The organism is Psychrobacter sp. APC 3281 (genome assembly GCF_030407815.1).
Classification (GTDB): Bacteria; Pseudomonadota; Gammaproteobacteria; order Pseudomonadales; family Moraxellaceae; genus Psychrobacter.
Genome location: NZ_JASDCS010000002.1, coordinates 57,195 through 78,176, shown reverse-complemented (window position 1 = coordinate 78,176; position 20,982 = coordinate 57,195). Strand labels below are relative to the sequence as shown.

17 protein-coding genes are annotated in these 20,982 nt (G+C 43.5%); 10 read left to right on the top strand and 7 right to left on the bottom strand.

The annotated features are described in order from the left end of the window. Positions 1 to 23: 23 nt before the first annotated feature. The 8 genes from QL886_RS02285 to QL886_RS02250 all read left to right on the top strand — a co-directional run bounded on the left by QL886_RS02285 (position 24) and on the right by QL886_RS02250 (position 10,241). Positions 24 to 1,550: an aldehyde dehydrogenase family protein gene (locus tag QL886_RS02285; protein ID WP_290177513.1), complete on the top strand. Its 1,527-nt coding sequence runs from the start codon at positions 24 to 26 to the stop codon at positions 1,548 to 1,550. Between the two features lie 157 nt (positions 1,551 to 1,707). Next, on the top strand, positions 1,708 to 2,034 hold the full coding sequence (locus tag QL886_RS02280) for a DUF779 domain-containing protein (protein WP_290177512.1): 327 nt from the start codon (positions 1,708 to 1,710) through the stop codon (positions 2,032 to 2,034). A gap of 190 nt (positions 2,035 to 2,224) precedes the next feature. After that, the gene (locus QL886_RS02275; protein ID WP_290177511.1) at positions 2,225 to 3,853 is read left to right on the top strand and encodes a GMC family oxidoreductase N-terminal domain-containing protein; all 1,629 of its coding nucleotides are present in this window, start codon (positions 2,225 to 2,227) and stop codon (positions 3,851 to 3,853) included. 459 nt (positions 3,854 to 4,312) lie between these two features. Further along, positions 4,313 to 5,953 (top strand): ABC transporter substrate-binding protein, encoded by a 1,641-nt coding sequence (locus QL886_RS02270; protein WP_290177510.1) that lies wholly within the window; start codon positions 4,313 to 4,315, stop codon positions 5,951 to 5,953. A gap of 186 nt (positions 5,954 to 6,139) precedes the next feature. Further along, the gene (locus QL886_RS02265; RefSeq protein ID WP_057761126.1) at positions 6,140 to 7,156 is read left to right on the top strand and encodes an ABC transporter permease subunit; all 1,017 of its coding nucleotides are present in this window, start codon (positions 6,140 to 6,142) and stop codon (positions 7,154 to 7,156) included. Between the two features lie 133 nt (positions 7,157 to 7,289). Next, positions 7,290 to 8,204 (top strand): ABC transporter permease subunit, encoded by a 915-nt coding sequence (locus QL886_RS02260; protein WP_057761128.1) that lies wholly within the window; start codon positions 7,290 to 7,292, stop codon positions 8,202 to 8,204. Position 8,205: 1 nt separating this feature from the next. Beyond that, complete coding sequence (locus tag QL886_RS02255) at positions 8,206 to 9,273, top strand: ABC transporter ATP-binding protein (protein ID WP_290177509.1); 1,068 nt, start codon at positions 8,206 to 8,208, stop codon at positions 9,271 to 9,273. Next, positions 9,270 to 10,241, top strand: coding sequence for a peptide ABC transporter ATP-binding protein (locus QL886_RS02250; protein ID WP_102093680.1), 972 nt, complete (start codon positions 9,270 to 9,272; stop codon positions 10,239 to 10,241). The genes QL886_RS02255 and QL886_RS02250 overlap by 4 nt, the downstream gene beginning before the upstream one ends. Before the next feature lie 28 nt (positions 10,242 to 10,269). Here the strand turns inward: QL886_RS02250 and QL886_RS02245 are convergent, their stop codons facing one another. The 4 genes from QL886_RS02245 to serS form a co-directional block, all read right to left on the bottom strand. Continuing rightward, entirely contained in the window at positions 10,270 to 11,304 is a 1,035-nt protein-coding gene (locus QL886_RS02245; protein WP_290177508.1) for an NERD domain-containing protein, read from the bottom strand. Positions 11,305 to 11,391: 87 nt separating this feature from the next. Continuing rightward, positions 11,392 to 11,925, bottom strand: coding sequence for a hypothetical protein (locus QL886_RS02240; protein WP_201570971.1), 534 nt, complete (start codon positions 11,923 to 11,925; stop codon positions 11,392 to 11,394). A gap of 209 nt (positions 11,926 to 12,134) precedes the next feature. Next, a complete protein-coding gene (tkt, locus tag QL886_RS02235) occupies positions 12,135 to 14,132 on the bottom strand; it encodes a transketolase (RefSeq protein ID WP_290177507.1) in 1,998 nt (665 codons plus the stop codon). 295 nt (positions 14,133 to 14,427) lie between these two features. Continuing rightward, the gene (gene serS / locus QL886_RS02230) at positions 14,428 to 15,714 is read right to left on the bottom strand and encodes a serine--tRNA ligase (RefSeq protein WP_290177506.1); all 1,287 of its coding nucleotides are present in this window, start codon (positions 15,712 to 15,714) and stop codon (positions 14,428 to 14,430) included. 498 nt (positions 15,715 to 16,212) lie between these two features. Here serS and QL886_RS02225 point away from each other — a divergent pair, with 498 nt between their 5' ends. Together QL886_RS02225 and QL886_RS02220 are read left to right on the top strand one after the other, a co-directional pair. Beyond that, on the top strand, positions 16,213 to 16,872 hold the full coding sequence (locus QL886_RS02225; protein ID WP_165598112.1) for a YcxB family protein: 660 nt from the start codon (positions 16,213 to 16,215) through the stop codon (positions 16,870 to 16,872). A 271-nt stretch (positions 16,873 to 17,143) separates the two neighbouring features. Continuing rightward, the gene (locus QL886_RS02220) at positions 17,144 to 17,629 is read left to right on the top strand and encodes a Dps family protein (RefSeq protein WP_101206316.1); all 486 of its coding nucleotides are present in this window, start codon (positions 17,144 to 17,146) and stop codon (positions 17,627 to 17,629) included. A gap of 118 nt (positions 17,630 to 17,747) precedes the next feature. Here QL886_RS02220 and QL886_RS02215 read toward each other — a convergent pair whose 3' ends face one another. The 3 genes from QL886_RS02215 to QL886_RS02205 form a co-directional block, all read right to left on the bottom strand. Next, a complete protein-coding gene (locus QL886_RS02215; RefSeq protein ID WP_290177505.1) occupies positions 17,748 to 18,452 on the bottom strand; it encodes a DUF2057 family protein in 705 nt (234 codons plus the stop codon). Positions 18,453 to 18,554: 102 nt separating this feature from the next. After that, positions 18,555 to 19,358, bottom strand: coding sequence for a DnaA regulatory inactivator Hda (hda, locus tag QL886_RS02210; protein ID WP_290177504.1), 804 nt, complete (start codon positions 19,356 to 19,358; stop codon positions 18,555 to 18,557). A 328-nt stretch (positions 19,359 to 19,686) separates the two neighbouring features. Further along, positions 19,687 to 20,793, bottom strand: a complete 1,107-nt coding sequence (locus tag QL886_RS02205; RefSeq protein WP_290177503.1) for an AI-2E family transporter — start codon at positions 20,791 to 20,793, stop codon at positions 19,687 to 19,689. Positions 20,794 to 20,982: the final 189 nt, after the last annotated feature.

The window sequence follows — 20,982 nt, the reverse complement described above, 5'->3', positions numbered from 1 at the left end:
TAATACACAACAAGGAGTGGTTAATGTTATACGCTTATCCCAATACTGAAAACAGTCCCGTCCAATTCCGCGAAAAATATGATAACTTTATTAATGGTGAGTGGACCCCTCCTGTCGATGGCGAGTACTTTGACAACCCAAGTCCTATCGATGGTAAAACCATTTGCCAAGTCGCCCGTTCAAAAGAAGCAGACATCGAAAAAGCCCTAGATGCCGCGCATGCTGCCAAAGACGCTTGGGGCAAAACCAGCGTCGCTGAACGTGCGAATTTATTATTAAAAATCGCAGATAGTATGGAAGCCAATCTAGAAGCGATCGCTATTGCTGAATGCTACGAAAACGGCAAGCCTGTGCGCGAAACCTTGATGGCAGATATTCCGCTAGCTATCGATCAATTCCGTTATTTCGCCAGTGCCATCCGCGCACAAGAAGGCGGTATCAGTCAAATTGATGAAGACACCATTGCTTATCATTTCCATGAGCCGCTTGGCGTTGTCGGGCAAATCATCCCATGGAACTTCCCTATTCTAATGGCAGTATGGAAAATTGCCCCTGCTCTAGCCGCTGGTAACTGTATCGTTATGAAGCCTGCTGAGCAAACGCCTGCTTCGATACTATATATGTTAGAAGCGATCGGTATCGCTGACATTTTACCTAAAGGCGTGTTAAACATTGTCAATGGCTTTGGTGTTGAAGCTGGTAAACCACTTGCCTCAAACCCACGTATCAACAAAGTTGCCTTCACTGGTGAGACCACAACGGGTCGCCTCATCATGCAGTACGCCAGCGAAAACATCATTCCAGTGACGCTAGAGCTTGGTGGCAAAAGCCCAAATATCTTCTTTGCTGATGTCATGGACGAAGACGATGACTTCTTGGACAAAGCGGTTGAAGGACTAGTCATGTTTGCCCTAAACCAAGGTGAGGTCTGTACTTGTCCATCACGTGCACTCGTACACGAAAGCATCTACGACGAATTTATCAAACGCTGTATCGCTCGTGTCGAAGACATCAAAATGGGCAATCCACTAGATACTGAGACTATGATTGGCGCGCAAGCCAGCTCAGATCAGTTAGAGAAAATTTTATCTTATCTTGATATCGGTAAAAAAGAAGGTGCAAAAGTCCTAGTCGGTGGCGATCAAGCCAAACACGATGGCGACCTAGCAGACGGCTATTATGTTAAGCCAACTATCTTTGAAGGCACCAACGACATGCGCGTGTTCCAAGAAGAAATCTTTGGACCTGTACTCGCTGTCACCACCTTTAAAGACGACGAAGAAGCCATGCAAATTGCCAACGATACGCTATATGGTCTAGGCGCTGGCGTTTGGACTCGTAGTGTACATAAAGCCTATCGTTTCGGACGTGGTATCCAAGCGGGCCGCGTATGGACCAACTGCTATCATCTATATCCATCACATGCGGCATTCGGTGGCTATAAGCAATCAGGTATCGGCCGCGAAAACCATCTGATGATGCTCGATCATTATCAGCAAACCAAAAACATGCTGGTTTCGTACAGCCCTAAAAAAATGGGTTTCTTTTAATCTAATCTGTGAACGCATGACAGTACTTAGAAAACAAATGCAATCTGTCGCAAGATAGGTTGCATTTTCGCTTTAAGAAGTTGTAAAAAGCCATGTTTTGAATAATAATTTCTTAGAATTATATAGTTTTTCGACACTGATAGCATAGGAGTTGATTATGAAAATTGCAGCAACAGAGTCTTGTGAAGCGTTAATTGATCTATTGAAATCCAAGCACGGTGAGCTAATGTTTCATCAATCAGGTGGCTGCTGCGATGGTAGCTCACCCATGTGCTACCCATTAGGAGAGTTCAAAGTGGGTGGTCAAGATGTACTGGTTGGTGAACTTGCTGGCTGTCCATTTTATATGGGTAAGGCACAGTACAATTTATGGCAGCATACTGATCTCACCATTGATGTTGTCAATGGTCGCGGTGCGAGTTTTTCGTTAGAAATCCCTGAAGGCAAACGCTTTATCGTACGCTCAGAAATCTGTGCGATATAAGCACGTTCGATGAAAAATTAAGTAGCATTAATTTTAAATAACATACCGAATATAACAGTCTTCGCTTGTCCTATGATATTGATGCAAACAGATACCGCAGAGTCATTTTTATTTTATTATTTCAGCAGAATAATAGTTACTGTAAAGCGTACCCTATTTTAATTAGCATGGATGCTATAAGGAATATAAAATGGAATTTGACACAACATTTGACTATGTCATCGTCGGTGGTGGTTCTGCGGGTTGCGTGCTTGCTAGCCGTCTCACTGAAAATCCTGATATCAGTGTTTGTTTATTAGAATACGGCGGTGATGGCAAAGATCTAGCAGTACGCGTGCCTGCTGGACTGATTCTGATGGTTCCTGGTAAACCGCTCAAACTGAACAATTGGTGCTTTCACACCACCCCGCAAGAGCACCTTAACAACCGTAAAGGTTTTCAGCCACGTGGACAATGTCTGGGCGGCTCATCAGCGATCAATGCCATGATCTACACACGCGGTAGTAAGCTAGATTATGAGCGCTGGGTAGAGCAAGGCTGTACTGGCTGGGGATTTGACGATGTACTGCCCTACTTTATCAAAGCTGAAAATAATGTTCGTGGTAGCGATAAGCTACATGGTGATAGCGGGCCGCTGCATGTTAGCGACCTACTCAGTCCACGAGACATCTCTAAGGCATTCGTAGAAGCTGCGATTGCCAACGGCCTAGATCACAACCCTGACTTTAATAGCGAAAAGCAAGATGGTACAGGATTGTATCAAGTCACTCATTTCCATGGTGAAAAACAAGGCCAACGTTGCTCTGCCGCGGCCGCCTATCTACATCCTGTACAAAACCGCTCCAACCTAACTGTCATTACTCATGCGCAGGCTAACCGCGTCATTATCGAAGACAATCAAGCGACAGGCGTCGTCTACGAAAAAGACGGTGTCGAACATACTGTCACGGCGCGTCATGAAGTCCTCCTATCAGGTGGTGCGTTTGGTTCACCCAAAGTCCTGATGCTCTCAGGTATCGGTCCTGCAGAGCATTTGCAGTCTCATGGTATTGATGTGGTGGTAGATGCACCTGAGGTCGGTGGCAATTTACAGGATCATTTAGATGTCGTCTTTGATTATGAGGTCAATACGACTGACGTCATCGGTATTGGCATGGCATCGATTTCGACATTAACCAAAAGTATTCGGCAGTGGAGAAAAGACGGTACAGGGTTACTGTCTACCAACTATGCAGAAGCAGGTGCGTTCTTTAGCGTCGGTGATGACCCAAAAGAGTGGCCAAATACTCAGCTGCACTTTGTCATCTCGCGCGTGATCGAACATGGTCGCGATCTCAGGCGCGGCTTCGCTGTCTCTTGTCACAGTTGCTACTTACGACCTGAAAGTCGAGGTACTGTCAGATTGGACTCAGCCGACCCCTCCGATGCCGTATTGATCGATCCAAACTATCTGTCGCATCCAAAAGACGTAGAGTATATGGTAGCCGGTGCCGAGCGTACTCGAGCCATCATGCAAGAGTCCGCACTCGCTAAGTACATCACTGAAGACTATCCTGCCCCTTACCTCGAAAAAGACGGCATGCTCGGCTATATCCGAAATAAGTCAGATACCATCTATCATCCGGTAGGTACTTGCCGCATGGGCTCGGATGACAGCTCCGTGGTTGATTTGGAATTAAAGGTACGAGGTGTGAGTGGATTGCGAGTTATCGATGCTTCAGTGATGCCAACGCTTATTAGCGCCAATACCAATGCGCCAACTATTATGATTGCCGAAAAAATAGCCGATCTCATTAAGGCGAACCATAGCCCTGTTTAATGCTGCGTTAGGCAAACTGCTTATAGCTAATTATTTTAAAGAGGCATAACTTTATTATTTCTAATTGTTAACAATGAGTAAAATTGTAACTGGTTAGCGATTTAAAAGCGTGTCTCTTTGCTACTTAGAATAAATAAACATAAAGCCGTAGAATCTAGTATTTAATATCTTATTGGTGCTAAATACGGTAAAACCGTGCATTTTTTATCAAAATTAGTCTATTTATCGCTTGCATTACCACAGATTAAGAGAGTATATTCGAACGACTTACTTATATTTTTAGTTTCTATCTATATAATTTAAAGTTATAACAACATTTAATATGTTTTATTTTGTATATATAAAATACTGCATAGATAGATACTTTAGAGGTCACTAAACGCTTTCTCATCGTATTCATGCTCGAGTACGAACATATGGATACATGAGTACCTACCTACCATTACATAGGATGTAATAATGCAAAAATCACTCTTCAAACTTACAATGTTGGCGGCGTTTGTCTTAGGTATCAGCGCCTGTAGTGGAGACAACAAAACCACCGACGATTCTGCCGCTAGCTCAGATGCTAAAGCCCCCAAAACATTGCTCTATTGCTCAGAAGGTAGCCCTGCTGGATTCGATCCAGCGCAATATACTTCAGGTACGGATTTTGATGCGAGTGCCTTCCCTATTTATAATGGCTTGGTAGAATTCAAAAGAGCGGAAACTGAAATTCAGCCAGGACTTGCTGAAAGCTGGGATATTAGCGAAGACGGCAAGACTTATACCTTTAATCTACGCAAAGGAGTTAAATTCGGTACAACTGACTACTTTACTCCGACTCGCGATTTCAACGCGGATGACATTGTCTTTACGCTAGAACGTATCACTGACCCAGACTTTGAATTTAATAAAGCTTATCCTGCTGAATTCCCATATTCGGTCGGCATGGGACTACCTGATATTATCTCTAATATCGAAAAGATTGACGACTATACGGTAAAAATCACCCTTAGCGAAACCAATGCGCCGTTCCTACAGAACCTAGCGATGCCTTTTGCTTATATTGGTTCTGCTGAGTACGCAGATCAATTGCTAGCCTCTGGTAATGCTGCTGATATCAATACTAAGCCAGTCGGTACTGGACCTTTCGTCTTTACCTCATATCAAAAAGACGCGCAAATTCGTTATACCAAAAACCCAGACTACTGGAATAAAGACGACATTTATATCGACAACCTCGTGTTTGTCATCACCAAAGATTCAGCGGTTCGCGCGCAAAAGGTGCAAGCGGGCGAATGTCATGTGTCAGCTTATCCAAAACCTGCTGAAATTGAATCTGTCAAAAAGTCAGGTAAAGCCACCGTTCTCGATCAGCCTGGCTTCAACGTCGGCTATGTCGGTTATAACGTAGAAAAACCTCAACTGAGCGATCTTAAAGTGCGTCAAGCATTAGATATGGCGATCAACAAAGACGCTATTATCAATGCGGTTTATCAGAGCGAAGGCCTCAAAGCGACCAACCCAATGCCGCCAACGCAGTGGGGCTATGACGAGTCACTTAAAGACGCGCCTTACGACGTTGAAAAAGCAAAATCACTGATCAAAGAAGCTGGCGCAGACAACCTAGCTATCAATCTATGGTATATGCCAGTTCAGCGTCCGTACAACCCAAATGCCAAGCTAATGGCTGAAATGCTACAAGCAGATTGGGCGAAGATTGGCGTCGATACCAAGCTTGTGACTTATGAATGGGGCGAGTACCTCAAGCGCGCTGCTAAAGGCGAGCCTGATGTCATTCTAGCAGGTTGGACTGGCGACAATGGTGATCCAGACAATTGGCTTGGCTCATTACTGTCTTGTGACGCAGTCGGTGGTAATAACTACTCGCGCTGGTGTAACAAAGACTTCGATAATTTGGTGACCAATGCCCGTCAGATTAACAATCAAGATGAGCGTGTCAGTGAATATGAGCAAGCTCAGCAGATATTCAAAGAGCAGCTTCCTTGGACAACAATGGCACACTCGGTAGTGACCGTATTCACCGCACCAAACGTTGTCGATTATAAAATCAGCCCACTTGGCTCAATACGCTTCGATGGTGTAAAAGTTGAATAACCTTGACTGATTAATTCCGTTACAACATAAGCAATTTATTCATTCATATAAGTGCGGCTGGGTCAGATACTCTGCTCCAGCCGCACTTATATGAATGATATGAACAATATGAATTAAGCGATTTGTCACGGATCTCTTCATCATCGCTAATACTCTAATCATTGAACCACAACTATTGAGCAGCCCATGCTACTTTATATTCTGCGTCGTATTGCCATTCTAATACCCGTCTATCTTGGCCTAACGCTATCGACTTTTACTCTGATTCGTCTCGTACCTGGAGATGCCGTCGAGATTATGATGGGCGAGCGTATGGTCGATCCCGAGCTACATGCTCGTGCCTTAGAAAGGCTAGGATTAGACAAACCGCTCGTCGCCCAGTATTGGGATTATTTGACTGGCATCCTAACGGGTGATTTCGGTCAGTCCTTTCGTACTCGTACGCCCGTACTACAAGACTTCTTTGCCCACTTTGTTCCTACTCTAGAATTGGCATTATGCGCTATTGTTATCGCTAGTGTCATTGGTGTCAGCTTAGGCATCTTTGCTGCCTTGCGCCGTGGTACATGGATTGATTACACCCTAATGTCAGGCGCGTTGGCAGGTTACTCTATGCCTATCTATTTATTGGGCCCTATCCTGACTGGTATCTTCGCTCATTATTTAGGTCTCCTGCCCGTCGCTGGGGTGATATCTGTCGCACAGTTTTTAGATGTGCAACCACTGTATGGTTCATGGTTACTCGGCTCACTAAGTTCGGGAGAACCTGGCGCGTTTTGGAACGTGGTCAAACACTTTATATTGCCCTCTATTGCTCTATCGACCATTCCGTTAGCGATGATTGCACGGATGACACGCTCTGCGATGCTAGAGGTACTAGATGAGGATTACGTGCGTACAGCGCGAGCCAAAGGCTTATCTCCACGCCGAGTGATACTAGTCCACGTAATGCGTAACGCCTTGATTACTGTGGTTACCGTCGTTGGCTTGCAGATGGCGACATTGCTTGCAGGTGCCATTATTACCGAGACTATCTTTAGTTGGCCAGGCGTTGGTAATTGGCTACTCGATGGGTTTTTCACTCGTGACTACCCTATTGTACAAAATGGTATTTTATTGGTCGCCACCGCTCTGATTTTGGTTAGTTTATTTATTGATATTTTGTATGGTCTGATCAATCCACGTATCCGCCATACTTCTTAATTTAACATTGATAAATACTCACATTATAAATAGTGATGATTAGCGCTCAAGTGAAGTTTTAGCAATGCTTAGTACTTTTTTATGAATAAGATTCTAAAAAATGTCACTGCGCTAGCCACTATAGGAAATGCTCATGAAGCCTTCTGTTCTCCCCTCTGATGTCAATCTGATGGCAGCCACACCGCCGTCATCTTGGCAGCTATTTTTATCGACGTTCTGCCGAAACAAAGGCGCTGTGATTGGTTTTATTGTACTGGCATTGATGGTCCTAGTTGCCATACTCGCCCCTGCTATTGCGCCTCATGATCCTTACGAGCTGTTCACCGGTCAAGAGCAATTGCCGCCTGCCTTTTTAGATGGTGGCAATGCGATGTTTTGGCTAGGTACTGATGATGCGGGCCGAGATACATTGTCTCGAGTGATGTATGGCGCACGTTATTCGTTATTTATCGGTCTAAGCGCAACGACTTTGGCAATGTTGGTTGGTATTTCTTTAGGTCTAAGTGCAGCGTTTTGGCCAAAGGTCTGGGGCAAAGCGGTTATGCTGGTCAATGATATCCTGATGTCATATCCGAGCTTGCTATTGGCGATTATCATTGCTGCTATCTTAGGGCCTTCTATGACCAATACGATTATTACGATCGCACTGGTCTGTACGCCGCCTTTTATTCGTCTGACTCGTGCGACTGCGATGGTAGAGCTACAACGTGAGTACTTTATCGCCTCACAAGTGATGGGTGCTGGCGTGCTCAGATTGTTGTTTATCACTATTTTGCCCAACTGTATGGCACCGCTTATCGTACAGGCAACGATGATTTTCTCGTCTGCTATTTTAGAAGCAGGTGCGATTGGTTTCCTAGGCTTTGGCGTACAGCCACCTGATGCCGAATGGGGCGCGATGCTAGGTACGGCGCGTCAATATATTCAAAGTAATGTTTGGCTAGCAATCTGGCCGGGTGTCGCTATCTTCTTAGCTGCACTATCGATTAACCTGACCGGTGATGGCTTACGCGATGCGCTAGATCCTAAATTAAAGCAGGTGACCTAAGATGACTGAACCATTAATTAATACGCCTATCACTCATACGTCTATGAATGGCGCATCAACAAAAGACGCACCATTGCTGTTAGATATTGAAAACCTGTCGGTTACTTTTGGACAAGGGGTGCGTGCCTTTCGCGCAGTGGATGATGTGTCATTAAAGATTACCCAAGGGGAGGTCATCGCTGTCGTTGGTGAATCTGGCTCAGGTAAATCGGTCACCATGATGGCGCTGATGGGCCTGTTGCCACCTTCTGCGACCGTTCGTGCACAGCGAGTGGTATTTGACAATAAAGATATGCTCAGTATGTCAGCCAAAGAGAGACGCGGCATCATTGGTAAAGACATCTCTATGATTTTTCAGAATGCGATGTCTTGCCTAAATCCAAGCTTTACGGTTGAGATGCAACTAGGTGAAGTGCTACGCAAGCATCTTGGTTTGCGAGGCGCAGCCGTACAAACACGTATCTTAGAACTGCTAGAGTTGGTCGAGATGCCCGATGCCAAAAACAGACTTAAGGTATATCCGCATCAACTATCAGGCGGTATGAGTCAACGGGTTATGATTGCGATGGCCATTGCTTGTGAGCCAAAACTACTTATCGCAGATGAACCAACCACGGCCCTGGATGTCACAGTACAGGCGCAAATCATGGATTTGCTGAGCCGATTGCAACGCGAAAAACAAATGGCCATGGTATTAATCACCCACGATTTGGGTCTGGTTGCACAAAACTCGCGTGATGTCGCGGTTATGTATGCGGGACAAGTGGTCGAAACCAGTACCGTGCCGGAGATTTTCCAAAAGCCTGCTCACCCTTATACTGAAGCATTGCTACAAGCCATCCCTGAGTTGGCTATTGGTCAAGATAGGCTAAACAGTTTACCAGGAGTTGTGCCCAGTCAATATGATAGGCCAGCTGGTTGCTTGTTGTCTCCTCGTTGCCCGTATAAGGAGCCCGCTTGCGAAGTACCGCCACCTATTTTAGATACGCCTAATGGTAAGGTGCGTTGTATTGATTCTAATATTACCTCTCGCCCCTCTCACGCTGCTACTTTGGAGTCACAAGTATGAGTAATAAAGTGGTCCTAAAAGCAGACAATCTACACAAGCACTATCCAGTATCACAAGGTCTGGGCAAAGCAAAAGCCTACGTAAAAGCGCTCAATGGTGTCTCTTTCGAGCTTGAAGCTGGCAAAACATTGGCAGTCGTTGGTGAGTCAGGCTGCGGAAAATCCACCCTTGCCCGCCAGTTGACGCTGATTGAGGCGCCCACACATGGTGAGCTATTTATCAATGATGAAGGCACTACTGGCTATAGTAGAAAAGCGCTAAAAGAGTTGCGTACTGAAATTCAAATGGTCTTTCAAAATCCTTATGGTAGCTTAAATCCGCGTCATACCATTGGCTATCAATTAACAGAACCATTAGATATCCATACCAAACTGTCTAAAGAGGAAAAGCGCGACAAAATCAACGAGATGATGAGACATGTCGGTCTACGTCCCGAACACGCTGGTCGTTATCCGCATATGTTTTCTGGTGGTCAGCGCCAACGTATTGCCCTCGCCCGCGCGATGATGCTCAACCCTAAAATCGTCGTCGCTGATGAACCGACTTCCGCGCTCGATGTATCAATCCAAGCCCAAGTCCTAAATCTATTTATGGATTTGCAGGATGAGTATCGCACCGCTTACGTCTTTATCTCGCATAACTTGTCGGTCGTACGCCATGTGGCTGATGATGTAATGGTGATGTATTTGGGTCAAGCTGTTGAGCACGGCCCCAAAGAAGCGATTTATAATGCGCCAAAACACCCTTACACCATCGCACTATTGGCTGCGGCACCAACGGTAAACGGCCATAAAAATGATTTGACCCTACAAGGTGAGCTACCAAGTCCGCTTAATCCACCAAGTGGCTGTGCGCTACATAAACGCTGCCCCTATGCCAAGCAGCAATGCAGCGAGGTAGAGCCACAACTGCGCGAATGGGATGGTCGATTGGTGGCTTGTTTACGTTTGGAAGAGATATATGGTTAAGGTGAACTAAGGTTGAGATGATTAATGACTAATCAATATTCACCACACCCCAACACTTAGGAAATTGACTACAACCAAAAAAGGCCTGCCCTTGCTGCTGGCCTTTTTTTGCCACGCGCTTGATCATCTCACCGTTACATCTTGGACAGTTTGGTGTTTGAACAAGATTAGTTACATCGTCTGTCTCTTCAGGTATCTCAGGTGCTTCCACCTGCGGCTCAGACTCTATAATCTCAAACGGCGTCATAAACACTTTATTGGTCATATCATGTGACATGCTGGTAGGCGGTATAATTGCCTGCTGAGTATTCAAACTATCAATTGATAACTCGCTAGTTTCAATCTCAGTTTGGCCAGACCATCCATGTACTTCCCTACTTTTTAGAACAGCTCGTTTAGCGGTTTCTTTTACTATCGGCTCAGGTGTAGGTTTACTAGCAGTCTTAACAACTGGTCTATCATTAGCGTTACCACTAAGCTGTTTGTTTGAGGGGTTATACTTGTCTTTTAGGTAGGCTTTATGGTGCCGATTGGTGCGCCAAGACTTACTAAATCTATTGCTATTAATCTGCTCAACAATGGATTTGACCTCGTCTTCAGTCAGGAATTCATCCTGCTTTTTCTTCACATAAGAGACCATACCACTCGTCAATACGTGTTCAGGCAACTCATCACGGGTTTTTAATTCGCACTCCCCGATGAAAGCAATCATCGAATGAAAGTAGCTAAGCTCTAAGCCTAATAAATCTGCGAGCGTCTTAATATGTAGATAATTTTGGCGTAGTGGGTTCTGAAACTTATACTTACTGCCATTTGGAAAAGACTGTGTCCACTGTCTTTGGTTCTCGCTACCATATATCCAGCCTTTATAGTTTTTGGTTTCGATGACAAAGATGCCGTATACAGAAACGATGATATGATCGATTTGGGTACTGCCACCATTAGCTCGTGGCAAGGTAATACCGTTTAATCGGTGATAAACATCTTTTTCAAGTTTAAGCCACATAGCAACATTGATGACGGTTTCACCGAGGAAGCCTTTAAAGGAGGATTTTAGGGACATAAGAAAATCTCAAAAAAAGCCTTATTAAAGTTTATATATCTTGAAAATTCTCAAATTTCAGAATTTATTCGCTGTTCTCAACTAAAGCTAATACAGTGACTCAATACTTAAAATAACTTTGTCTGATAGCTCATTAATACTTTCTGCAGCTTCAATAAATAGATCTTTATGATTAGTCCAAGCTGCATGATAGCCATCTCTTTGTAACCTAGTATTTTCTGCAAGAAGTTCATTTGTTTGGAAGACAATGGACATAAGCTCTGTTAACTGCTCTTGTATAACTCCACTTTTCGATGCAATTTTTAAAATATTAGCGTACTCTTTCACCAAACTAAAAAAGTCCTCATTAAAATCTTCGGGGCTTCTGTTCACACCAAGAAAAGATTTTTCCCCTGATTGAAAATCTAGAAAATCTTTAGTGCATGAACGTAATCTATATAAATCTGGTAGTAAAGACACTTGTACTACTCTTGAGAGAGATATCTTCTCAGCTTCTTGTTTCTTTTGTGAGTCTTTAGCTAGCTTAAAGGGAACCCATATTGCGATGCCAATTGCTATTATACTTCCAATAGCTTGCACCCATGCTGCTGTCGCAATCCAATTAATCTCATGAAATTCCAAACTGACACTTCCTTATCAAATCTTGATTAGGTTCAAACAATGGTAGGATAAACTCATACTATTAAAGAACGATTCTTATAAACAACTTAGGCAATAAGCAAAATTTAAACTTCCGTAAAAACTTGAAAGCTTAGCTCAATTTACCATAAAAAAAGCCACCAGATTTCTCCGGCAGCTCTTTTTTTAAAACGCTAACTAAGTTAGGTCTATCACACCAAACTATTTACCGCTTCGACCACAGCATCAGTCGTAATACCAAACTCTTTATACAAATCACTGGCAGGAGCAGATTCGCCATAAGTGGTCATACCGATGACTTTGCCATCTAGACCAACGAACTTGTACCAGTAATCTACATGCGCGGCTTCGACTGCGACACGAGCACGAATATTAGCAGGCAATACCGCTTCGCGATAGCTAGCCTCTTGCTCTACAAAGATTTCTGCACATGGCATAGATACCACACGGACGCCAACACCATTTGCGCTCAACGCTTCATACGCTTCCATCGCTAGGCCAACTTCTGAACCAGTGGCGATGATGATTGCTTGTAGCTCGCTTTGCTCTTTCGCAAGTACATAACCACCTTTGGTGATGTTCGCTACTTGCTCGCTATCACGTGCTTGATGTGGCAAACTCTGACGGCTAAAGATCAATGCTGATGGGTTGTTTTCAGACTTGATTGCTTCTACCCAAGCGCTTGCAGATTCAGTCGCATCACACGGACGCCATGTGCGTAGGTTTGGCGTAGTACGTAGGCTAGTCAATTGCTCAACTGGCTGATGCGTTGGGCCATCTTCACCCAGACCGATAGAGTCATGCGTATAGACATGGATGACGCGCTGCTTCATTAGTGCGCCCATGCGTACTGCGTTACGTGCGTACTCCATAAACATCAGGAACGTCGCTACGTAAGGGATAAAGCCGCCATGCAATGCAATACCATTGGCAATCGCAGTCATACCAAACTCGCGTACACCGTAATAGATATAGTTACCGTCAACGTCTTTTTCGATGCCTTTAGCACCTTTAAATAGCGTAAGGTTTGAACCAGCTAGGTCGGCTGAACCGCCCAATAGTTCTGGTAATAATGGCTGCAAGCTGTTGATAGCATTTTGGCTGGCTTTACGACTAGCAACATCACCACCCGCTTCTTGAGTTTGCTGAATATAGGCTTGCGCTTGACTAGCAAAGTCAGCAGGCAATTCACCATTTAGACGGCGTGATAGTTCTGCTGCAAGCTCTGGATAGGCTTTCTTATATGCTTCAAAGTCCGCATCCCAGTTCTTTTGCTGTACGTCGCCTTTAGCTTTAGCATCCCATGCTTCATAGATTTCATCATCTAATTCAAATGGGGCATGTTTCCAAGACAGCGCATCACGAGTCAAGGCAATTTCATCATCACCAAGTGGCGCACCATGACTGGCTGCTAGACCTTGTTTGTTCGGGCTACCAGCACCGATCGTGGTTTTACAAATAATTAGACTTGGCTTAGCAGTCTCTGCAATCGCTTGCTCCGTTGCTTGCGTGATTGCATCAGTATCATGACCGTCAACTTTGATAACTTGCCAGCCGTAAGACTCAAAGCGCGCTTCGGTATCATCAGTGAACCAACCTTCGACATTACCGTCGATAGAGATACCGTTATCATCATAGAAGAATACCAATTTGCCAAGCGCCAACGTGCCAGCCAGTGAGCAAACTTCATGACTGATACCTTCCATCAAGCAGCCATCGCCCAAGAACGCATAGGTATGATGATCGACGACGCTATGACCGTCACGGTTGAACTGTGCGGCTAGCGTCTTTTCTGCAATTGCAAAACCAACGGCATTAGCAATACCTTGTCCTAGTGGACCAGTCGTCGTTTCTACACCAGGCGTATAACCAAGTTCAGGATGCCCTGGGGTTTTTGAATGCAGCTGACGGAAACCTTTAAGGTCATCAACGCTCACATCGTAACCTGATAAATGTAGCAATGAATAAATAAGCATCGAGCCATGACCGTTTGACAGTACAAAGCGATCACGGTTGTGCCAATTAGGATCAGCTGGATTGTGCTTCAAAAATTTGCGCCACAAAACTTCGGCAATATCAGCCATACCCATTGGCGCACCCGGATGTCCAGAGTTGGCTTTTTGAACCGCGTCAAACGACAGTACACGGATGGCATTGGCTAGTTTACGTTCGCTAATTGGAGCTGGCATAGAGTGTCCTAATATTCGAATGAGTCGTATAAAGATAAGAGGAGAGTTTACTCAAAGGATAATCCACCAAAAACGCGATAGGCGTCCTCAGTCGATAGGCTATAAAATAAAAATGCAATATTAACATATTTGCTATGAGCCTAGCCAAAAATGCAGTCACAAGACCGTTTATATTTAGCAATGACTCACATCAGTTTTGTTAAACGATAAGCAATGACGGACTTTGATTTAAGTTATAAATAACAAGCTGCAAGTGACCTAGGTGACAAGCAGCTCATTACTTATAGTCAGTTCATTAAACTGAAATAGTCTCAGCACCGCCCATAAACGGACGTAATACTTCTGGAATCGTAATGCTGCCGTCAGCGTTTTGATGATTTTCCATCACTGCTAGTAGCGTACGACCAACCGCTAGACCTGAACCATTTAAAGTATGAGCTAAGCTGGTTTGTTTACCATCTTTGACACGAGTACCCATACGGCGCGCTTGGAAATCACCACAGTTAGAGCAGCTAGAGATTTCACGATAGGTATCTTGGCTTGGTAGCCATACTTCGATGTCATAGGTCTTTTGTGCGGCAAAACCCATATCGCCAGTACACAGCTTTACCGTGCGGTATGGCAAGTTCAACTGCTGCAAGATATATTCAGCCTGTCCTGTCATCGCTTCTAATAGGTCATCAGACTGATCGCTAGTACCGACATTGACCATCTCAACCTTTTCAAACTGGTGCTGACGAATCAAGCCGCGAGTATCACGCCCATGTGAGCCAGCTTCACTGCGGAAACATGGTGTATGCGCCGTGAATTTTAAAGGCAGCTCTTTGATATCCAAACGCTCGCCGCGTACCAAGTTGGTCATTGGTACTTCAGCAGTTGGGATCAAATAAAAATCCATTTCATCGTTATTCGTGTGATTGCTTAGCTTAAACAAATCATCTTCAAACTTAGGCAACTGACCCGTACCTTTTAAGCTATCGCTATTAACGATATAAGGCACATAAGTCTCAAGATAGCCGTACTTCATCGTGTGCGTGTTCAACATAAATTGAATTAGTGCGCGATGCAATTGTGCCAATTGCCCTTTGAGCACGTTAAAACGGCTACCAGTTAACTTAGTCGCTGCTTCAAAGTCCAGCATACCAAGCGTCTCACCGATATGAGTATGATCTTGAATTTCAAAATCAAACGTACGCGGCGTGCCCCACTTACGCACTTCTACGTTATCATCTTCTGACGTACCGACTGGTACATCCGCCGCCGGAATATTCGGAATTTGCAAAGCCGCTTGAGTGATGCGCTCTTGTAGCGTACGTAGCTCGTCTTCCGCAGCTTTAATCTCACCGCTAACGCTTTGCATCTCAGCCAATAGCTCACTGGCATCTTCGCCTGATTTTTTTAGGGCACCTACTTGCTTTGCACCAGCATTACGGCGCGATTGCAACTCTTCGGTTTTGACTTGTAGAGACTTACGCTCGTTTTCAATCGTCTGCCAGAACTCCATATCAAGCTCATAACCACGGGTGGCTAGCTGCTGTTGTAGGTCGCTTAAATCGCCGCGTAAGAGTTTCGGATCAATCATAGTAGTTGCCTGTAACACTAAAGGTGAGTAAAAGGTTTGAAAGTATTATTAATAGGGTAATTGCCTAGCACATCGCTATCACGGTCTTTGTGATAACTGGCTATGACGTTATGTTTTATATCAACATATCTTGTAGTCGCTATAATACCAAGACACGGCAGATTTGACCATGTTTTGGATATCTTTGGCTACTTTTCCCTGTTTTTGGCTGACTCTCACTAGCTTTTGTTCATTATGCTAATCGCTTATAGCAAGTTATTATGTTTTTAATTGCTCACTTTTGCTTTCGTCTAGTCTTAGTAAGCTGAGTATAGAGCGTGAACTACGTCATTAATATGACATCTATCCGTGAACAGTCTTGCTTATATGTTTCATTTAAGAGTACTTTTCGGTAAGATAAGCGCATACCTTTATTTACCTACAGTCAACTAGTACATCATGACTTGGCTTTGGCGATGTAAACCCAACACTTTTAACATAAGCATCTGAGAAACCTTTATGGCCCTGTATCCTTACACGCTCCAACCTGTCGCCTTAAACCTAACTGAGGCTGAATTCCACCAAGCACAGTATGAACTGTTTGCCAGTGCCAGCCCGTCTTTTGGTTTATCAAGCTTTAAGACCAAAGAGTGGATCATCATGGCAGTGGTTGTGGTACTTGCTATTGCAGGACTTATCTTTGTAACAGGCTATTCAACCATTATCTTTTGGTTAATGCTGGTTGGTGTGGTGATTTATCTATTGGCACGTACTTTAGGTTTTAAATGGTACGTAAAAAGAGAGTTTGACAAACAAGTCGCTGACCAAGAGATGCCAGATGAAATGCGCCAGATGAAGTTGGGTGTGCAAAAGCATGGTCTAGTCATGGCGATGCCAAGCAACCAGCCTGATATGATGAAAAACTCGCAAATGCGCGGTATGCAAATGCGTGCGGGCGCGACTCAACAAGCGGTTATTCCTTGGACCTCTATCAAGAGTTGGGACGAGACTGATGACTATATCTTTATGATGTTTGAGCTAAAAGGTCAGCAAGGTAGCCAAATCGTACCGAAACGCTTGCAAGCACAGAAGTTTCCTATCGATACGGTACGTCAACATTTACAAGAAGTCGTTCCGGTCAAAGGCTTAAATCCTGAAAACTTGCAGCCGCCAGCATAATGGCTATTAGCTATCTCTATCGTTTAGAAAAACGATAGAGAGACTCAATTATAGTTTTATAAAACCAATCGTAAAATTGCATTTATTATATTTAACTTATTAATAATAGTTTGCTATTATTATAAGCGTCAAAGGAAGAGATAGAGATAGAGTTTATATTGATAGGTACAGATAAAAACTAAAGTATTTTCGCTGTATTTCAATTGATTAGAGTCTTTATTCTTCTTTATTTATTATCATATAACTACACTCACACTATAAGGACAACACTATGAGTAATTCTAATAATGCTACTAACCAGATCGGTCTAGAAAAGGCAGACATGAGCGAAGTCATCGCCAAGTTAAACAATCTACTATCGACGTATCACGTGTTTTATTTAAACGTACGTGGCTATCATTGGAATGTAAAGGGTGAGCATTTCTTTACTTTGCATCCACAATTTGAAGAGCTGTATACGTCACTACAACTTCAAATCGATGAAATCGCTGAGCGTATCTTAACTTTGGGTGGTACACCACTTCACGCTTATAGTGATTTCACACAACATACTAGCATCAGTGAAGATAAAAATGTTAAAGATGGCACAAGCTGCGTCAAAGGCGTAGTCACTGGCTTACAAGCGTTAATTGCAGAGCAACGCCAAGTATCAGCGTTAGCAGAAGAGAGCGAAGACCAAGGTTCAGCTGACCTAATCGATGCTTACGTACAAGAGCAAGAAAAACTGGTATGGATGTATAACGCGTTTTTGGGTTAATAGTCGTTAGTTTTTATTCGGCTTGACCTTACTAATTCTAATGATTATCAAATCCTAAATAATAAAAAAGCACCTAATTGGGTGCTTTTTTATTGTCTATCTTTTAGAAAAGACTGTTTTATTTTTCGATCCATTGACGCATTTTTTCACGTTCAGCAGGCGTAGCTTGTAGCCATACTTGCATAAACGTATCTAACGTACTGGTAGAAGTATTTACGCTAGATGCTTGCTTAACAGTGGTCGTGCCAGTGTTGACGTTACTAGTAGAATTTACTACGGGTTGATCTAAAGAGGCGATAGCACGTTGGTTCTGTAACTCTGCATCACCTGCACCGCCGAACACGCCGCCCAGCGCTTTACCAAGGCCTGAAAATAGACCACCTTGGTTACCGGCCATACTTTGCTGGCTAGCAATGACAGTATTATTCTGTTGCACAGCGAGCGTTGGCTGCTTGGCATACTCTCTAGCAGCTTCATAATCTTCTGGTTGATCAGGCATAGTCAGACGATATGTTTGATTGTCGGCCAATTGTGCCGTCACACTGACATTACCTGAACGCAAATAATCATGCTCATCACGACGCAAGTTATATAAACGGTCATACTTAGCAGTAATAGCATGTTGTCCAGGCTGTAACGTAAAAGTTTTTTGTAGCGGCTGAAAAGCGCTCTGCTGAATTTCCTGCCCATTAATAGCAGTTACTTTGATATGGTCATCAACCTGTAGAGTAACCGCTGCCTGTGACAACATAGAGACCGAGGCAGCCCCCACCAACAACGTGCCTATCGTTAATTTCTTTAGCAAAAAAGTATTCGATTTCATAAGTTATTCCATTAATAGTAAAAGCGAGTTGGACAAAAGATTCGTATTCTTACGGTTATTCATTTTTTGCTGCTAAAAGTCTTACTGCTAAAAGTCTTGCTGCTAAAAATCAAGTGGCATCGTATGTTGGTCTTGATCAGGCGTGTCGTTATCTACTTGCGTCTCTTGAGCGATATCCGCCAGCTCCGCGGCAAGCGTCTGCTCATCGATGGTACGCAGAGCATCACTTATGACTGCTTTTGAGATATTACTGCGACCAAGGTTAGAAAACATTGGTTGAATATAATTAAGTACTTCCATCATGGCACCGATACGATGCGGTCCATCGGTCAGTAAGTGATTAATAATTCGATCGTCAAACTGCCATCCACGCCGACGCAAAATAGACTGTAGTAATGCTTGTCTGTCTGCCAAATCATGACCAGTAGGCACTTTAAAGGACGGTGCTTGTGCCAAACGCGTCATTAAATCTCTTAACTGAAATGGTAAGTCGTCAGCTGGTTTATTGGCGGCAAACAACAACTGGCGTTGCCCTTCTCGGCTACGATTAATTAAGTGAAATAAAGCTTCTTGCCACTGGCTGCTCTGCTCAAGCACTTCCAAATCATCAATGGCGATGAGATCAAAATTTTCTAACGATGATAGTACGTGGACATCTGTATGAATCAGCTCATTAAGGGACAAACAGATAGCCGATTTGTCCATTTCGATAAATGACTCGCAAATAGCAGACAGCAAATGAGACTTACCTGTAGCAGGGCTACCAAACAGATATAGTTGACCGATCAGGCCGACATGTAACTGCCGTACTGCATCAATAATCGACATCCAACCGGGACCGGCAAAGTCGCTGAGACTTGCATCATGCTTAATGTCCAGATTGAGACTTAGCTGTGCTTCTGCCATGAATCATCAACTCGTGTTGCGTAGTGCAATGGAAAAATACAATAAAAAAGACAGGTTGCTTTGAGCTGTATTCATTACTATCAATACTAGCCGATACAACTGTAGTTAATGGCCCTATAGCCTTTGCAAAAATTGGTTAGTCGCTTTATCGAAAAAAACGTTAGCAAAACTGGTACCTAAACGGCTGATACTATCAACACTGCGCCTATATATAACATATTTACAAAATGACTGACAAGTCTTTTACCCATTAAGCCTTATCAATCATTGCGTTCCTATCTTGATATTGCATATCAAGCTTTATCTAGTGTATTCAATAATAAGATAATTATCTTTTTTCAAACAGTGCCAGTTGTTTACGGCCTTTATAAAAGTCAGTGGTCCGATAGTAGTTGTATAAATGGCGGAACAGGACATTTAAGACAGCGGACACTGGTAAGGCAATAAGCATACCGACAAAACCTAATAGACTGGCACCTGCCAATACGGCAAATATGACCCATAATGGCGATAGACCAATCTTATCACCTAAGAGTAACGGCTGCAGGATATAACCTTCTGCAGCTTGTCCAATCAAGAACGCACCTACGACCAATGACAAATACGTCCAGTCCAATCCGAACTGAAATAGGCAAGCTATAATAGCCGCGATAAAACCAATACCAAATCCTAAATACGGCACAAAACTAGCAATGCCTGCTACCATACCAATGATAAGCCCAAGCTCTAGCCCAATGAGCTGTAACTGTACAGCATAAATAGCGCCTAGCAACACCATCACCAGCAATTGACCTTTGATAAATGCCATCAATGCCAGATCACATTCTTTAGCTATTTCAGTCACTTTTTGACAATAAGCCCCTGGTATCGCCATCTTCCAGTTATGCAAACGCTGATCCCAATTAAATAGAAAATAAAAGGTCAAAATAGGCACCAATACAATCAGACCTGCATTATTGATGAAGTTCATACTTGAGGTCAGTATTTGGCTCATCATGGTACTAGCATCAGCGAACTTATAATTCGTTTGCATATAATCGACGAGGGTATCAGAAAATTCTTTCGACTCTAGTTCAGGCAGTTTGATACGAGTATTACTATTGAACCACTCTCGTACGACTTGGTTATACCAATTAAATATCTTTGGCAAATAATCCCACGCCGCTTGCAGCTGATGCCACAATGTCGGTACCAACCACCATAATAATAACGCCATCCCTAAAGTAATCGTCGAGTAGACGATAATAATCGCGACCCAACGCTTGATATATTTTGATAGGCGCTTGACTAGAGGGTTAAATAGATAAGCCAATATGAAGGCAAAAACGAAAGGCACGATGACGGGCATCATTAAATACAAGAGAAACACAGCCACCACTAACGCCACGACAATAAATAAACGCCGAAAAAAAGGATCTATTGGTTGGTTCATCATGGCAAGTAATCCTATAGTTGGACGAGGTTAAAAAAGTGACAGGGAGTCAGTAATAGCGATTTCTAAATGATATAACTACAGCCATCACGATGTATCACTAGGCGAATTTCCTTCTTTTCTCATTAGTTTTAGCTAGCTAAACTGAGACGTATCAACGTTCCTAAAAAGCCTGATTCTTAATAAATTTAT

Excerpts from the sequence above, each read along its gene's own strand:
- QL886_RS02285 (WP_290177513.1), top strand. The coding sequence starts at position 24 with ATGTTATACGCTTATCCCAATACTGAAAACAGTCCCGTCCAATTCCGC.
- QL886_RS02280 (WP_290177512.1), top strand. The coding sequence starts at position 1,708 with ATGAAAATTGCAGCAACAGAGTCTTGTGAAGCGTTAATTGATCTATTG.
- QL886_RS02275 (WP_290177511.1), top strand. The coding sequence starts at position 2,225 with ATGGAATTTGACACAACATTTGACTATGTCATCGTCGGTGGTGGTTCT.
- QL886_RS02270 (WP_290177510.1), top strand. The coding sequence starts at position 4,313 with ATGCAAAAATCACTCTTCAAACTTACAATGTTGGCGGCGTTTGTCTTA.
- QL886_RS02265 (WP_057761126.1), top strand. The coding sequence starts at position 6,140 with ATGCTACTTTATATTCTGCGTCGTATTGCCATTCTAATACCCGTCTAT.
- QL886_RS02260 (WP_057761128.1), top strand. The coding sequence starts at position 7,290 with ATGAAGCCTTCTGTTCTCCCCTCTGATGTCAATCTGATGGCAGCCACA.
- QL886_RS02255 (WP_290177509.1), top strand. The coding sequence starts at position 8,206 with ATGACTGAACCATTAATTAATACGCCTATCACTCATACGTCTATGAAT.
- QL886_RS02250 (WP_102093680.1), top strand. The coding sequence starts at position 9,270 with ATGAGTAATAAAGTGGTCCTAAAAGCAGACAATCTACACAAGCACTAT.
- QL886_RS02245 (WP_290177508.1), bottom strand. The coding sequence starts at position 11,304 with ATGTCCCTAAAATCCTCCTTTAAAGGCTTCCTCGGTGAAACCGTCATC.
- tkt (WP_290177507.1), bottom strand. The coding sequence starts at position 14,132 with ATGCCAGCTCCAATTAGCGAACGTAAACTAGCCAATGCCATCCGTGTA.
- serS (WP_290177506.1), bottom strand. The coding sequence starts at position 15,714 with ATGATTGATCCGAAACTCTTACGCGGCGATTTAAGCGACCTACAACAG.
- QL886_RS02225 (WP_165598112.1), top strand. The coding sequence starts at position 16,213 with ATGGCCCTGTATCCTTACACGCTCCAACCTGTCGCCTTAAACCTAACT.
- QL886_RS02220 (WP_101206316.1), top strand. The coding sequence starts at position 17,144 with ATGAGTAATTCTAATAATGCTACTAACCAGATCGGTCTAGAAAAGGCA.
- QL886_RS02215 (WP_290177505.1), bottom strand. The coding sequence starts at position 18,452 with ATGAAATCGAATACTTTTTTGCTAAAGAAATTAACGATAGGCACGTTG.
- hda (WP_290177504.1), bottom strand. The coding sequence starts at position 19,358 with ATGGCAGAAGCACAGCTAAGTCTCAATCTGGACATTAAGCATGATGCA.
- QL886_RS02205 (WP_290177503.1), bottom strand. The coding sequence starts at position 20,793 with ATGATGAACCAACCAATAGATCCTTTTTTTCGGCGTTTATTTATTGTC.